13 protein-coding genes are annotated in these 13,264 nt (G+C 59.0%); 5 read left to right on the top strand and 8 right to left on the bottom strand.

Annotated elements, in window-relative coordinates; genetic code table 11:
- Positions 1-9: 9 nt before the first annotated feature.
- A complete protein-coding gene (locus ASD46_RS06705; protein WP_025592005.1) occupies positions 10-1,122 on the bottom strand; it encodes an alpha/beta hydrolase in 1,113 nt (370 codons plus the stop codon).
- A 156-nt stretch (positions 1,123-1,278) separates the two neighbouring features.
- On the opposite strand from ASD46_RS06705, the gene recF reads away from it, so the two are divergent.
- Genes recF through ASD46_RS06690 form a run of 3 tightly spaced genes read left to right on the top strand, consistent with a single transcriptional unit; the run spans position 1,279 to position 3,669 of the window.
- On the top strand, positions 1,279-2,406 hold the full coding sequence (recF, locus tag ASD46_RS06700; protein WP_025592007.1) for a DNA replication/repair protein RecF: 1,128 nt from the start codon (positions 1,279-1,281) through the stop codon (positions 2,404-2,406).
- Between the two features lie 22 nt (positions 2,407-2,428).
- The gene (locus ASD46_RS06695) at positions 2,429-3,196 is read left to right on the top strand and encodes a molybdopterin-synthase adenylyltransferase MoeB (RefSeq protein WP_013635218.1); all 768 of its coding nucleotides are present in this window, start codon (positions 2,429-2,431) and stop codon (positions 3,194-3,196) included.
- Positions 3,193-3,669 carry a GNAT family N-acetyltransferase gene (locus ASD46_RS06690; protein WP_025592009.1) on the top strand — a complete coding sequence of 159 codons (477 nt, stop codon included), beginning with the start codon at positions 3,193-3,195 and terminating at the stop codon, positions 3,667-3,669. The genes ASD46_RS06695 and ASD46_RS06690 overlap by 4 nt, the downstream gene beginning before the upstream one ends.
- A 79-nt stretch (positions 3,670-3,748) precedes the next feature.
- Here ASD46_RS06690 and ASD46_RS06685 read toward each other — a convergent pair whose 3' ends face one another.
- A complete protein-coding gene (locus ASD46_RS06685) occupies positions 3,749-4,753 on the bottom strand; it encodes a 2-hydroxyacid dehydrogenase (RefSeq protein ID WP_003514267.1) in 1,005 nt (334 codons plus the stop codon).
- Positions 4,754-4,933: 180 nt separating this feature from the next.
- Here ASD46_RS06685 and ASD46_RS06680 point away from each other — a divergent pair, with 180 nt between their 5' ends.
- Positions 4,934-5,467 carry an SH3 domain-containing protein gene (locus tag ASD46_RS06680; RefSeq protein WP_003514268.1) on the top strand — a complete coding sequence of 178 codons (534 nt, stop codon included), beginning with the start codon at positions 4,934-4,936 and terminating at the stop codon, positions 5,465-5,467.
- Here ASD46_RS06680 and ASD46_RS06675 read toward each other — a convergent pair.
- On the bottom strand, positions 5,460-6,452 hold the full coding sequence (locus ASD46_RS06675; RefSeq protein ID WP_003514270.1) for an adenosine kinase: 993 nt from the start codon (positions 6,450-6,452) through the stop codon (positions 5,460-5,462). The genes ASD46_RS06680 and ASD46_RS06675 overlap by 8 nt on opposite strands.
- A gap of 535 nt (positions 6,453-6,987) precedes the next feature.
- Between ASD46_RS06675 and ASD46_RS06670 the strand changes: the two genes are divergently transcribed.
- Positions 6,988-7,932, top strand: coding sequence for an AEC family transporter (locus ASD46_RS06670; protein WP_013635221.1), 945 nt, complete (start codon positions 6,988-6,990; stop codon positions 7,930-7,932).
- 15 nt (positions 7,933-7,947) lie between these two features.
- Here ASD46_RS06670 and ASD46_RS06665 read toward each other — a convergent pair whose 3' ends face one another.
- The 5 genes from ASD46_RS06665 to rbfA all read right to left on the bottom strand — a co-directional run bounded on the left by ASD46_RS06665 (position 7,948) and on the right by rbfA (position 13,258).
- Positions 7,948-8,964 (bottom strand): class I SAM-dependent methyltransferase, encoded by a 1,017-nt coding sequence (locus tag ASD46_RS06665; RefSeq protein ID WP_003514275.1) that lies wholly within the window; start codon positions 8,962-8,964, stop codon positions 7,948-7,950.
- A gap of 75 nt (positions 8,965-9,039) precedes the next feature.
- A complete protein-coding gene (pnp, locus tag ASD46_RS06660) occupies positions 9,040-11,187 on the bottom strand; it encodes a polyribonucleotide nucleotidyltransferase (RefSeq protein ID WP_003514278.1) in 2,148 nt (715 codons plus the stop codon).
- A gap of 270 nt (positions 11,188-11,457) precedes the next feature.
- Positions 11,458-11,727 carry a 30S ribosomal protein S15 gene (rpsO, locus tag ASD46_RS06655; protein ID WP_003514294.1) on the bottom strand — a complete coding sequence of 90 codons (270 nt, stop codon included), beginning with the start codon at positions 11,725-11,727 and terminating at the stop codon, positions 11,458-11,460.
- A 163-nt stretch (positions 11,728-11,890) separates the two neighbouring features.
- Entirely contained in the window at positions 11,891-12,838 is a 948-nt protein-coding gene (gene truB, locus ASD46_RS06650) for a tRNA pseudouridine(55) synthase TruB (protein WP_003514295.1), read from the bottom strand.
- Between the two features lie 3 nt (positions 12,839-12,841).
- A complete protein-coding gene (gene rbfA / locus ASD46_RS06645) occupies positions 12,842-13,258 on the bottom strand; it encodes a 30S ribosome-binding factor RbfA (RefSeq protein WP_003507167.1) in 417 nt (138 codons plus the stop codon).
- Positions 13,259-13,264: the final 6 nt, after the last annotated feature.

Raw genomic sequence — 13,264 nt, 5'->3', positions numbered from 1 at the left:
CCGCAAAAGTTATTGCGGGTTCACGACCTGGCTCGCAAGCCGGAAAGGGCTGGATACTGTTGCCCCGATAGCATCGAACACAAAGGCACCCGCGCGACCTATGCCGTTTTCGCCGTTGCCGTTCCGGCTCGCCTCCAGTTGTGGCACCAGCGACGCGAGTGCCGCATAGCGGTCGTGGTTGAGCGGATCCGATGCCTTGAGCTTGGAGATGTCAACGAACTGAACGCCCTCTTTCAGGGCGGCTTCCTGCACTTGAGGATCGGTCACATCCAGCGCGCCGATGCGGGTGACGTCGGCCCCGAGGATGGAGGACGCCTTCAGGGCGCGGTCGTCCTTGGAGACGAGAATGGTGAGCGGCGGATTGAGCCTTCCCACCACCTCGATCTGCTTGCGGAAAACATCGGCGTCGATATCCGGCGCGGCCAGCACTACCTGTAGTTTGGAAAGCACATCGTTCCTGCCTTCGAAGCGCAATTGTCGCAGCGCTTCCATGACCAGCCAGCCGCCCATGCTGTGACCGAACACGACAATGCTTTTTTTCGGTGTTTGCCTGGTAAGGTCGGTCAGCACCATGGCCAGCGCGTCTCGCGAATAGGTCGCTGATTCCTTGTCGGCCACGTAACCGGTGACGCTCGCCTGGGACGGCCAGGAAAAGACCAGCGGCACACCATCCATATTGGCATCGGCTGCCATTTGTGCCGCACGGAACAAGGCTTCCTGATAGCTGTAATTATAGCCATGCACAAAAAGCGCGATCTGCTTGCCGGAGCGGGTGACGTCGCCAAGATCGGAATTGAAACGCGTTTTCGTCAGCATATCGGCTTTGGTGACGACAAAATCCTTGCTCGGGTTCGGCTTGCCTTTGGACCATTCGATATTTCCGCTTTTATGGCTGGGAGGAATGGAAATGTCGAAGCGCGCATAATTCAGCTCAGCTGCCCGCCCTGCGCTAAAGCCCTTTTTGGCCTCGTTGTTTTTCTCCCGCGTGCTCGCCACATAGGCTGTCACGATTTTCGTATCGGTGGTCTTGGTGTTTATGGCCTGCAACACATCCGCCCCCGGCCTGCCCGCGCAGGATGAAAGAAGGCTGAGAGCGAGGAGGAGCGAAAAAATCAGGCGCATGGATGGGGTTACCGATAATGAGGGACCACGCATAAATAACCGGCCGCTCAAAAAGTTGCTACTGGAGACTGGATTGCGGTGTGGTTGCATTATGTTCAATGCGGACGACGCATTCCCCACCTTGCTATCCAGCTATGTTCGTTTTAGGCCGTACAGATGACGAATAAGGTGTCGCTTTTACGGCTGAAACTCACGGACTTCCGCAACTATGCGGCGGCGTCGCTCGCGCTGGATGACCGCCACGTGGTGCTGACGGGTGACAACGGTTCCGGCAAGACCAATCTCCTGGAGGCCGTTTCGTTTCTGTCGCCCGGAAGGGGCCTGCGCCGCGCCACCCTGTCCGATGTGACGCGAGTGGGGGCGGAGGCCGCCGGTTTTTCGATTTTTGCGGATGTCGACGGCATGGACGGCGAGGTCGCCATCGGAACCGGGATCGAGGGTGACGGCGAGGTAGTGTCGCGCCGCCTGAGGCTGAACGGGACATCGGTGAAGTCTGTCGATGAATTGACGGATCATCTGCGGGTGCTGTGGCTGACGCCTGCCATGGATGGGCTTTTTACCGGTTCATCCTCGGATCGCCGGCGTTTTCTCGATCGGTTGGTGCTCTCGCTCGATCCCGCGCATGGACGGCGGGCAAGCGACTTCGAAAAGGCCATGCGCGGCCGCAACCGTCTGCTTTCGGAAGGCCGCTTCGATCCGGTCTGGCTGGACGGTATCGAGAAGCAGATGGCGGAACTCGGCATTTCCATGGCGCTCGCGCGCTATGAAATGTTGGGTCTTTTGAAGAGCCTCATCGAAGGCCGTTCCGGCAATGCTGCCTTCCCCTCTGCAGCGCTGGCGCTCTCGGGTTTCATGGACGACACGCTCAACCGGCCGGCTGTCGATCTGGAAGACGAGTATAGGCTTATGCTGCGCGAAGGCCGGTATCGAGACGCGGCGGCAGGCCGCACGCTTGATGGACCGCACCGTGTCGATCTGTTCGTGCGCCATGCGGAAAAGAACATGGAGGCAGAGCGTTGCTCGACTGGAGAACAGAAGGCGCTGCTGGTGGGATTGGTGCTTGCGCATGCCCAGCTCACCGCCAACATGACCGGCCATGCGCCGGTTCTGCTGCTCGACGAAATTGCCGCGCATCTGGATGAGGGCAGGCGGGCGGCTCTGTTCGATCTCATTCACGCGCTCGGTGGTCAGAGTTTCATGACCGGAACGGATGCGGCAATGTTCTCCGCCCTTGGCAACAGGGCGCAATTCTTCAATGTTTCCCACGGGGGCATCACGGCATGACAGCGAAAAAATGGAGTGCGACATGGACCCGCTGAGCCCTGACGAAATCGAACGCTACAAGCGCCATATTCTCTTGCCGGAAATCGGCGGTTCCGGGCAGCAGCGTCTGAAGGCCGCGCGGGTGCTGGTAATCGGGGCTGGTGGCCTCGGCGCGCCTGTCCTTCATTATCTTGCTGCAGCCGGTGTTGGCACGCTTGGCCTCATCGATGACGACGTGGTCTCCCTGTCCAATCTCCAGCGGCAGGTGATCCACGATACCGGCACGATCGGTGAGCTGAAAACGGCAAGCGCCCGCGCAGCCATCGCCCGGCTCAACCCGCATGTGCGTACCCTTGTTTTTGAGGAGCGTTTTTCGCAGGTCTGGGCGCACACCCATCTGCCATCCTTCGATCTCCTTATCGACGGTTCTGATAATTTCGACACACGTTATGCCGCTGCCGATGCCGCAGAGGCTGCTAAAAGGCCGCTGGTAACGGGCGCTGTCGGCCGTTTCGATGGTTCGGTAACGGTGCTGAAACCCTATGAGGCGGGTGCCGATGGTAATCTGCTGCCGGGATATCGCGATCTGTTTCCCGAGCCACCGCCGCAGGGGCTTATTCCGAATTGCGCGGAAACGGGCATCGTCGGCGCTTTGACCGGCGTGATCGGCACGATCATGGCCATGGAGGCCATCAAGGTGATCACCGCTGCCGGCGAGCCATTGGTCGGCCGCCTGCTTCTCTATGACGCCCTGTCGGCCCGCTTCGAAACCGTGCGTTACAAGCGCCGCCCTGCTGGAAAAAAAACATGACCGAGATCACAAGGATTGGCGAAGAATTCGAGCGCTGGCAGGAGCTGCTTGCCCTTATCATGTCGTCCTTCGCCTATATGGACGGTGTCATCGACCCACCATCGTCCGCTCACCGTTTGACGCTCGAAAATCTCGCGGAGAAGGCGAGAGCGGAGACCGCTTTCGTGGCGCTGGATGGTGATGAGATTGTTGGCTGCCTGTTTTGCCGGCAGGAACCACCGGCCTGCCTTTACGTCGGCAAGCTGTGCGTCTCCCTGAAAGCGCAGGGCAAAGGCATCGGCAAAATGCTTCTGGAACGGGCCGAAGCATTGGCCCGCGAATCGGCGTTACCGGCGCTGCGGCTGGAAACGCGCATCGAGCTTGTCGGCAATCACGCGAAATTCGCCGCCTGGGGTTTCATCAAAACCGCTGAAAACGCCCATCCGGGTTACGACCGCACGACTTCGATTGAAATGACGAAATTCCTCGGCTGAGACGGCTCAATTTTTGATCCGCTTAAAAGCCTGCTTCTCCCTCCCACGTCACGAGCAGACACGGCTTGTCTGAACCGGTTCAGTTCCGCCCCGGCAGCACCCGGTTCGGCGGTCGGTGTCCGTCGAAAAGCGTGCGGATGTTGATGATAACCTTGTCACCCATCTCGATGCGTCCCTCGATCGTTGCCGAGCCCATATGGGGAAGCAGCACGACCTTCCCTTCTCTCGCGAGCTTGATGAGCTTGGGATTGATTGCCGGCTCGTTCTCGTAGACATCAAGACCGGCTCCGGCGATCTTTCCGTCGCGCAGGCACTGGATCATTGCCGCCTCATCGATGATATCGCCGCGCGCCGTGTTGACGATGTAGCTTGTCGGCTGCATCAGCGCGAGCCGTCGTGCCGAGATCAGGTGATAGGTCGCAGGTGTGGAGGGGCAATTGACGGAAACAATATCCACCCGCGCCAGCATCTGGTCGAGGCTATCCCAATAGGTTGCCTCAAGCTCCGCTTCCGTCGCCGGGTTGACGCGCTTGCGGTTGTGATAGTGTATGGAGAGGCCGAAAGCCTTGGCGCGCCGCGCAACTGCCGTACCGATGCGGCCCATGCCGACAATGCCGATGCGTTTGCCGGAAATGCGCCGTCCCAGCATCCAGGTCGGCGACCAGCCCAGCCATTCGTCGGCGCCATTGGCAAGCACACGCGTGCCTTCGATCAGACGGCGCGGCACGGCCAGCACCAGCGCCATGGTGATATCGGCGCTGTCTTCGGTCAGCACATTGGGCGTGTTGGTCACGGTGATGCCCTTTCGGGCGGCCGCGTCCACATCCACATGGTCTATGCCGTTGGAGAAGCTGGCGATCAGCTTCAGTTGCGGCCCTGCTTTCTCGATCATGGCAGCGGTGATGCGGTCCGTGACCGTCGGCACCAGAACGTCGACCCGCTGCATGGCGGCCACAAGCTCTTCCTCGCGGCGCTGCGTATCGTCGATATTCAGTTCGGCATCGAAGAGTTCCCGCATTCTGGTTTCGACGACGTCAGGCAATTTGCGGGTGATATAGACTGTCGGTCTCTTCTTGTGGGTCATCGTTTGCCGCTGCCTTGTTCAGAAGTCATTAACCAGAAAGAGCGATAATTTCTTTCAATCAGGGCGTTTCTACCAGACCCACCGGCGAAGACAAATAAAACTCGCCGAAGCTTGAGGCGTGTGGAAACGAGCCTCCTCGAATTTAATCCGGTTTGCAGAAGGCAGGAAACGGAAATGGGCATGCGCAGTGTGGTTTCTATGGTTTGCATTGCATTGTCTCTGGGCCTCTTTGGTGTGGCGAACGAGGCCATGGCGCAAGGCGCTGCCAAAGGCGCAAGCGGCCTGCCTTTGCCGCGTTTTGTCAGCCTGAAATCCAAGCGCGTCAACATGCGCATCGGACCCAGCACGGATTATGCCGTTTCCTGGATGTATATGAAATCGGGAATGCCGGTTGAAATCATTCAGGAATATGAGAACTGGCGGCGCATCCGCGATGCCGATGGCACGGAAGGCTGGGTTAACCAGGCGCTGCTTTCCGGTGAGCGCACGGCAGTCGCCGCGCCGTGGATGCGCGGCAAGGGCAAGGATGTCTACGTGAACATGCGCCGCGACGCACAATCGGGCGCCTCCGTCATCGCCCGGCTGGAGCCGGGTGTCGTCTTCAGGATCGGTGAATGCAACGGCGACTGGTGCCGCGCCGAGGCCGGTCAGGCCTCAGGCTGGGTGTCGCAGGGTGAAATCTGGGGTGCTTATCCCGGCGAGGCCTTTAAATAAGGCCGTTTTTCTCGCCCAGCGCCTTGAGCGATGACATCGGACGCGGCCCGACCTGCTGAATGACGGCGGCAGCAGCAAGGCAGCCGAGTTTGCCGCAATCTTCCAGAGACCGATCCTGCGTGTAACCGAACAGGAAGCCGGCGGCGAAAAGATCGCCGGCACCCGTTGTGTCGACCACGTCATACACCGGATAGGCTTCTACCTTCACGCGTTCCGTGCCGCGCAGGATAACGGCGCCTTCTTCGCTCATCGTTACCGCTGCGATCTTGCAATCGGCAGCGATTTTCGTCAGCGCCAGCTCGAAATCGTCGGTTTCATAGAGCGAGAGAGCTTCCTGCTTGTTGGCGAAAACGATGTCCACGGTGCCGGAACGCATCAGGTCGAGAAATTCTTCGCGGTATCGGCCTACGCAGAAACTGTCTGAAAGCGTCATGGAGACTTCACGGCCGTTCTCATGCGCAATGCGGGCGCAATCGCGAATGGCATCCTTGGCGCGCGGCGGATCCCACAGGTAACCTTCGAAATAGGTGACCTTCGTGTTCGCCACGACGTCTTCTTCTACATCTTCCGGACCGAGATCGACGCAGGCGCCGAGATAGGTGTTCATAGAGCGCTCACCGTCTTCCGTGACGAAGATCATCGAGCGGGCAGTCGGCGGAAACGTGCCTTCCGGCTTCGTTTCGAAATAGACGCCCTGCGCGCGGATATCGTGCTGGAAGATTTCGCCGAGCTGATCTTCGGCCACCTTGCCGAAATAAGCCGCCCTGCCACCGAAATTCGCCACGCCCGCCGCCGTGTTGCCCGCACTTCCGCCGGAGGCCTCGAGCGCGGGTCCCATCAGCGAATAGAGCAGTTCGGCCCGCTCCGCGTCGATGAGGTTCATCGCGCCCTTGGTGATGGCGTTATCATTGAGGAAGCGATCATCACAACGGGAAATGATGTCGACGATGGCATTGCCGACAGTCAGTACGTCGAATTTCGTCATAGGCCCTATCCGGTTTGCAGGGTGCACATTTTCGAACGGTCTTAAACAATTCTGGCGGCAAGAAAAGCCCAAAGGGAAAATATGCGGTTCTCCACCAGAGACAGAAACGCGTCATGTGCCTGTAATGTGGTTAAGCTATCACTCCGATCAGAGCAAACGGTGCGTGAATACGGACCAGAATAGAAGACATGAGGTCTTCTGGCTCACCCGTTATCTCCGTCACGGATGTACTGACGGCGTATAACGGATATGACAAAAGGCGGGGGAAACCCCGCTTTTTCTTTTGGTCCACCTTTGCTGCGCCCCTTTCTAGAGCGCCGCAAGCGGGTTTTCATTATAGACGGTACTCGAAAAACCGACCGCAGCGCCACTTGATCCAGTGACCGGTTTTGAGGGGCTTTCTGCAAAAATACCTGACGGAGCTACGTCGCGTATTGAATGAAACATCTGGGTGCAGCGTTTTCGCGATTCCATTCCCTTGGAAAAGGCTCTAAAGCGGAGTATCTCCCGCAAAAGCCGCGAAAGCTCTCCCTCCATGTCTGCCGTTGCCGCGAACGTCGCTCCGATTTTCATTCTTATCCTGATCGGCTGGCTCACCGTCAAGGCCGGCTTGTTCAGAGCTGATGCCGGTGAGATTCTCAGCGATTTCGTGTTCAAGATCGCCGTGCCGACTTTGATCTTCCGCACTCTTGCGGAGGCGAATTTTCATGGCGCATCGCCCTTCCGGCTGTGGCTGACCTATTTCGCCGGCGTGGCCGTAACCTGGACGGTTGGGCATATCGTCACGCGGTACATCTTCAAGCAGGATAGTCGCATCGCCGTCATAGCCGGCATATCCTCGGCCTTTGCCAACAATATCTTCATCGGCCTGCCGCTCGTCGGGCGGTCCATCGGGGATGAGGGGCTGGTCGCCCTCTCCATTCTGCTGGCCATCCATCTACCGGTCATGATGATTGCCGGTACCATCCTGATGGAGAACGCCACTCATAAGGCGGTGGGCGGCGAAAAGCGCAGCATGGCTTCTGTCTTCAGGCAGGTCGGCCGCAACCTCATCACAAATCCGCTGGTGATCGGACTTTTCATCGGGCTTTCGACCAATGTTTCAGGCGTGACGCTCACGCCCATCCTCAAGACCGTGGTTGATCAGATCGCGTCCATGGCGGGACCGGCAGCGCTCATCTCGCTCGGTATGGCGCTGACGAAATACACCATTCGCGGTAATCTGGGGATTGCCGTCACCATGACGGTTTTCAAACTGCTGCTTCTGCCCGCCTGCGTGTGGGCCATGGGCCATGCTCTCGGCCTCAGCCGGGAATGGACAGCTGCCCTCGTGCTCACCTCGTCGGTGCCGACAGGGGTGAATGCATGGCTGATCGCCAACCGCTTCGGCATCGGCCACAGCGTTGCGGCTTCCACCATCAGCATTTCCACGGCGACCGGTGTTCTTTCCGTGTCGCTGTGGGCATGGCTGTTGAGCTGATGATGCTCGAATTGCTTACTTCTGGGCGCTCAGGATCTTGAAGCGCGCGTTGCGGCATACCTCGGCGCTGGTGCGGAATTCCGCCGCCAGAACCGGCTCATAGGGCATGCCGCGATTGGCGACCATCAGCAGCTTTCCACCGTTGCGAAGCGCGCCGGCAGCCGTCTTGATAAAGGCCTGACCGAGAGCGGGTTCTGCCGCCTGTCCTGCCGCGTGGAAAGGCGGGTTCATGATGATGAGGTCGTATTTTTCTTTCGGCGGCTCGTTTGCAAGGTCCTGCCAGAAGAAGCGCGCCGTCAGTCGCGGATTGTTTTCAAGAAGATTGGTCTTGGCGAATTCGAGCGCGTTCCAGTCCGCTTCGAAAAGATCGATACGCGCCGTGCGCGGCGATTTTTCCGCCAGCATGACCGAGAGATAACCCCAGCCTGCGCCGAAATCGGCGGCGTTGCCGTCGAAGTCGGTCGGCAGGCGCGACGCGAGCAGCTCCGAACCATCGTCCACGCGGTCATGAGAGAACATGCCGGGCATGGCGGTGAAACGGCCAGCAACCGTAACGGAATGTTGCGCGAGTTTCGACACGGCAGATGCAACGTCTTCCGGCCGTTTGAACCAGAGGGCGACGCCGTGGTACTTCGGCGTCGATTCCGCCTCGATGCCAAGCTTTGCCAGCGTCTTGCGCAGCGTCAGAATGCCGTCTTCCTTCGATCCCGCCGCCACGATCAACCCACCCGCCTTGACGCGCGAGAGCGCTTCAGCGACGCGGTTTTCGTTTTCGCCGCGATGTTTGCCGCAAAGCAGCAACGCCGCATCGTAGTCCTCGCCGGAAATATCCGGCGTGACCTCTGCGTTCTGCGCCTGAAGAGCCCGGTAAAGCGGTCGAAAATTCTGAACCGAGACGATGTCAGCGTTAAAACCGTCTAGCCGCGGGCCGGCTTCCGCTCCCAGAAACAGAACGCGCTCGCCCTCTTTCGGCAAGTCGAGCATCTCTGCGGCAAAGGGATGGAAAAGGGTTTTAACAGCATCACGGCTCATTGGAGCGTCCTCAAGATGGAATAGAAAAAAGGCGCGGGCAAAACCCGCGCCTCGATAGGTTCTGGCGAGGCTGCCTTACTCGGCAGCGGCTTCGCCATCTTCCTTCTTCTTGTCTGCGGCAACTTCCTTGCCGGTTGCCTGGTCGACAACCTTCATGGACAGGCGAACCTTGCCACGCTCGTCGAAGCCCATCAGCTTGACCCAGACCTTGTCGCCTTCCTTGACGACGTCGGAGGTCTTGGCGACACGCTCGGAAGCGAGCTGCGAGATGTGAACGAGGCCGTCGCGGGCGCCGAAGAAGTTGACGAAAGCGCCGAAGTCAGCGGTCTTGACGACCGTACCTTCGTAGATCTGGCCGACTTCCGGTTCTGCAACGATCGAATGGATCCACTTGCGGGCCGCTTCGATTTCCTTGCCGGAAGCAGAAGCGATCTTGACGGTGCCGTCGTCTTCGATGTTGATCTTGGCGCCGGTCTTTTCGACGATTTCGCGGATGACCTTGCCGCCCGAACCGATGACTTCACGGATCTTGTCGACCGGAATGTTCATCACTTCGATGCGCGGTGCGAATTCGCCAAGCTGGCCGCGGCTCTCGGTGATGGCATTCGCCATTTCGCCGAGGATGTGCTTGCGGCCACCCTGTGCCTGCTCCAGAGCGATCTTCATGATCTCTTCGGTGATACCGGCGATCTTGATGTCCATCTGCAGCGAGGTGATGCCGTCGGCAGTACCTGCAACCTTGAAGTCCATATCGCCGAGGTGATCTTCGTCACCCAGGATGTCGGAGAGAACCGCAAAGCGCTCGCCTTCGAGGATAAGGCCCATGGCGATACCGGCAACTGGCTTGGCCAGCGGTACGCCAGCGTCCATCAGTGCAAGCGAGGTGCCGCAAACCGTTGCCATCGACGAAGAGCCGTTGGACTCGGTGATTTCGGAAACGACGCGCAGCGTGTAGGGGAACTGTTCCGCAGTCGGCAGCATCGGACGGATAGCGCGCCATGCGAGCTTGCCGTGACCGATTTCGCGACGGCCCGGGGAACCCATACGGCCCGTTTCACCGACCGAGTAGGGCGGGAAGTTGTAATGCAGAAGGAAACGTTCCTTGTACATGCCGGTCAGGCTGTCGACATACTGTTCGTCTTCGCCGGTGCCGAGCGTCGCAACAACGATCGCCTGGGTTTCACCACGGGTGAACAGCGCCGAGCCGTGCGTACGCGGCAGGATGCCAACTTCCGAAACAATCGGACGAACGGTCGACAGGTCGCGGCCATCGATGCGGCTCTTGGTGTCGAGAACGTTCCAGCGAACGATCTTCGCCTGAAGGTGCTTGAAGACAGCGCCGATTTCTTCAGGGCTATACTTTGCTTCGCCTTCTTCCGGCAGGAAGTGAGCCTTGACCTTCGCCTTTACGGCGTCGACGGCGGCGTAACGGGCAGCCTTTTCGGTGATCTTGTAGGCGGTGCGCAGTTCGGTTTCGGCAAGGCCGAGCATTTCGTTTTCGAGTGCGGAGAAATCTTCCGGTTCGAATTCGCGCGGTTCCTTGGCGGCAACTTCAGCGAGCTTGATGATCGCGTCGATAACCGGCTGGAAGCCGCGATGGCCGAACATGACGGCGCCGAGCATGACGTCTTCGTTGAGTTCCTTGGCTTCCGACTCCACCATCAGGACGGCGTCCTGCGTGCCGGCAACAACCAGATCCAGAACCGATTCATCCATCTCATCAAGATGCGGGTTCAGAACATATTCGCCGTTGATGTAACCAACGCGCGCGCCGCCGACCGGGCCCATGAAAGGAATGCCAGACAGTGTGAGCGCAGCGGATGCGGCAACCATCGACAGAACGTCCGGGTCATTTTCGAGGTCGTGCTGAATGACCGTTACGACAACCTGCGTGTCGTTCTTGTAGCCTTCAGGAAACAGCGGGCGGATCGGACGGTCGATCAGGCGGGAAACCAGCGTTTCCTTTTCCGACGGACGGCCTTCGCGCTTGAAATAGCCGCCGGGGATCTTGCCGGCTGCGTAGGTCTTTTCCTGGTAGTTCACGGTGAGCGGGAAGAAGTCCTGTCCAGGCTTCGGAGACTTTGCGGAAACCACCGTCGCAAGAACCATCGTCTCGCCGTAGGTTGCGATGACGGCGCCGTCAGCCTGACGGGCAACCTTGCCTGTCTCGAGCTTCAGCGGGCGGCCAGCCCATTCGATTTCCACGGAGTGTTTATTGAACATATCTTGTCCTTGTTTGTGTATGCCCGCCTTGCGAGGGGGCAACGAACGACGCAATCACGGGCAAGACAGCCGGAGGCTTTCAAGGTGCAAGCATCCGGCAATCCTGCCCCATGACAGGTCTGCGGTTGAAAAGGCTGCACCGGCCCATCCGGGGCTGCCTTATCGTCCGGGGGCCACATCTATGGCGAACGCCCGGAAATTGAAGATGACCTTCAAAAGGCCAGATATAAAAACCGGCGGGTATCGTTGCGAAACCCGCCGGATAAGGTTTTAGCGGCGAATGCCGAGAGCACCGATCAGCTTGCTGTAACGGGCTTCGTCCTTCTTCTTCAGATAGTCGAGAAGCGAACGGCGGCTCGAAACCAGCGTCAGAAGGCCACGACGGGAGTGGTTGTCCTTCTTGTGGTCCTTGAAGTGACCGGTCAGGTTGTTGATCCGCTCGGTCAGAATAGCGACCTGAACTTCCGGAGAACCGGTGTCGCCTTCGTTCGTTGCATATTCCTTGATGAGGGCGGCTTTGCGCTCTGCAGTAATCGACATCGGACGATCCTTTCTATTTTAAGGAAAAATGGGACGCCTAGAGCCGGGATGTCGTCCAGCTCTGGCCATTCGGCAGCATAGGCAAAGCCCAAGCTGGCGCTGCCTATAAACTATTCCGGGTACAATTGAAAGAGGCGATTGACGGCGCCCCTCAAGGCTCGTCTCAACCGAAAACGCGCTTCGGCCGGAATTCGCCCTCGCCGATCTCTCCGATGGCAATGAGCTTGCCATGCGCAGTGGCATAGGCCTCCGGGTGATTGGCCGGCGCATCACGCCCGCGCAGCAGGATCGGATTGCCCATCTTCAGCCGGTGTGCCTGATCATCATTGATGATGAGGTGGGGAAGGGATGAAAGCGCTTCCGCCGTGTCGATCAGAAAAGCATCGAGCGCTTCAAGCCGCTCGTCGCGGTCTTCGATGGCTTCGAGCGCCGTCAAGGTTTCGAGCGGTACCATCATGTCCTCGCCGAATGGCGCGACCATGGTACGGCGCAATTGCGAAATATGACCGAAACAGCCGAGATCCCGGCCCATGTCGCGCGCAAGCGCCCGCACATAGGTACCCTTGCCGCATTCCACTTCGAAATGAGCGGTGTCAGCGTCGGGGCAGGCGAGCAGCGTCAGACGGTGAATTTCCACCTCGCGCGCGGGAATCTCCACCGTTTCGCCTTCACGCGCCAGATCATAGGCCCGCTCACCGGCAATCTTGATGGCGGAAAACTGCGGCGGCGTCTGCATGATCACGCCGGTATAATTGGGCAGAATATCGCGGATCGCCTGTTCGTCCGGGCGCTGGTCGGAGGAGTTGACAACCTCGCCTTCCAGATCGTCGGTTGCGCGTTCTTCACCCCAGGTGACGGTAAACTCGTAGATTTTCCGGCCGTCCATGACGTAAGGAACGGTCTTGGTGGCGTCACCGAGTGCAATCGGCAACATGCCGGACGCCAAGGGGTCGAGCGTTCCGGCGTGACCTGCCTTCTGGGCGTTGAACAGCCATTTGATCTTGGAAACGGCTTCGGTTGAGCCGAAATCGAGCGGCTTGTCGAGAATGAGCCAGCCCGAAATCGGGCGGCCCTTGGGTTTGCGGTTCTGCTGTTTGCGTGGTTTGGACATGCTTCAGTTCTGTTCGTCGTCTTTTTCGTTCGAAGGTCCCAGATCGCGCTGCACCTCCGGTGACCGCAGGAGTGCGTCGATCTTCTGGTAGTTGTCGAAACTCGTATCGTCGCGGAAACGCAGTTCCGGCATATACTTCATCTGCCGCAGCTGCGGGCCGAGGCGGCCGCGCATGAACTTGGCATGGCGGTTGAGCGCCGTGATGATGTCGGTATGATCCGCAACGCCAAGCGGCGTCACATAGGCGGTCGCGATCTTCAGATCGGGAGACATGCGCACTTCCGAGATGGAAATGACGGTGCCTTCGATCAGATCGTCGCGGACTTCGCCGCGCTGGAGAATTTGGGTCAGTGCGGCGCGCACCTGTTCGCCAACACGCAGCATGCGTTGCGAAGGGGCCGATGATGTTGCTTTTGCCATGGGTAA

Source organism: Rhizobium sp. Root491 (assembly GCF_001427205.1).
Taxonomy (GTDB): Bacteria; Pseudomonadota; Alphaproteobacteria; order Rhizobiales; family Rhizobiaceae; genus Agrobacterium; species Agrobacterium tumefaciens.
The sequence above is the reverse complement of the archived record's forward strand: the minus strand, read 5'-3'. Positions and strand labels throughout refer to the sequence as shown.

Bases quoted from the DNA above. Each gene is read 5' to 3' on its own strand.
- ASD46_RS06690 (WP_025592009.1), top strand. From the start codon at position 3,193: ATGACCGAGATCACAAGGATTGGCGAAGAATTCGAGCGCTGGCAGGAG.
- ASD46_RS06665 (WP_003514275.1), bottom strand. From the start codon at position 8,964: ATGAGCCGTGATGCTGTTAAAACCCTTTTCCATCCCTTTGCCGCAGAG.
- ASD46_RS06680 (WP_003514268.1), top strand. From the start codon at position 4,934: ATGCGCAGTGTGGTTTCTATGGTTTGCATTGCATTGTCTCTGGGCCTC.
- ASD46_RS06685 (WP_003514267.1), bottom strand. From the start codon at position 4,753: ATGACCCACAAGAAGAGACCGACAGTCTATATCACCCGCAAATTGCCT.
- ASD46_RS06695 (WP_013635218.1), top strand. From the start codon at position 2,429: ATGGACCCGCTGAGCCCTGACGAAATCGAACGCTACAAGCGCCATATT.
- rbfA (WP_003507167.1), bottom strand. From the start codon at position 13,258: ATGGCAAAAGCAACATCATCGGCCCCTTCGCAACGCATGCTGCGTGTT.
- truB (WP_003514295.1), bottom strand. From the start codon at position 12,838: ATGTCCAAACCACGCAAACAGCAGAACCGCAAACCCAAGGGCCGCCCG.
- pnp (WP_003514278.1), bottom strand. From the start codon at position 11,187: ATGTTCAATAAACACTCCGTGGAAATCGAATGGGCTGGCCGCCCGCTG.
- ASD46_RS06705 (WP_025592005.1), bottom strand. From the start codon at position 1,122: ATGCGCCTGATTTTTTCGCTCCTCCTCGCTCTCAGCCTTCTTTCATCC.
- ASD46_RS06670 (WP_013635221.1), top strand. From the start codon at position 6,988: ATGTCTGCCGTTGCCGCGAACGTCGCTCCGATTTTCATTCTTATCCTG.
- recF (WP_025592007.1), top strand. From the start codon at position 1,279: ATGACGAATAAGGTGTCGCTTTTACGGCTGAAACTCACGGACTTCCGC.
- rpsO (WP_003514294.1), bottom strand. From the start codon at position 11,727: ATGTCGATTACTGCAGAGCGCAAAGCCGCCCTCATCAAGGAATATGCA.
- ASD46_RS06675 (WP_003514270.1), bottom strand. From the start codon at position 6,452: ATGACGAAATTCGACGTACTGACTGTCGGCAATGCCATCGTCGACATC.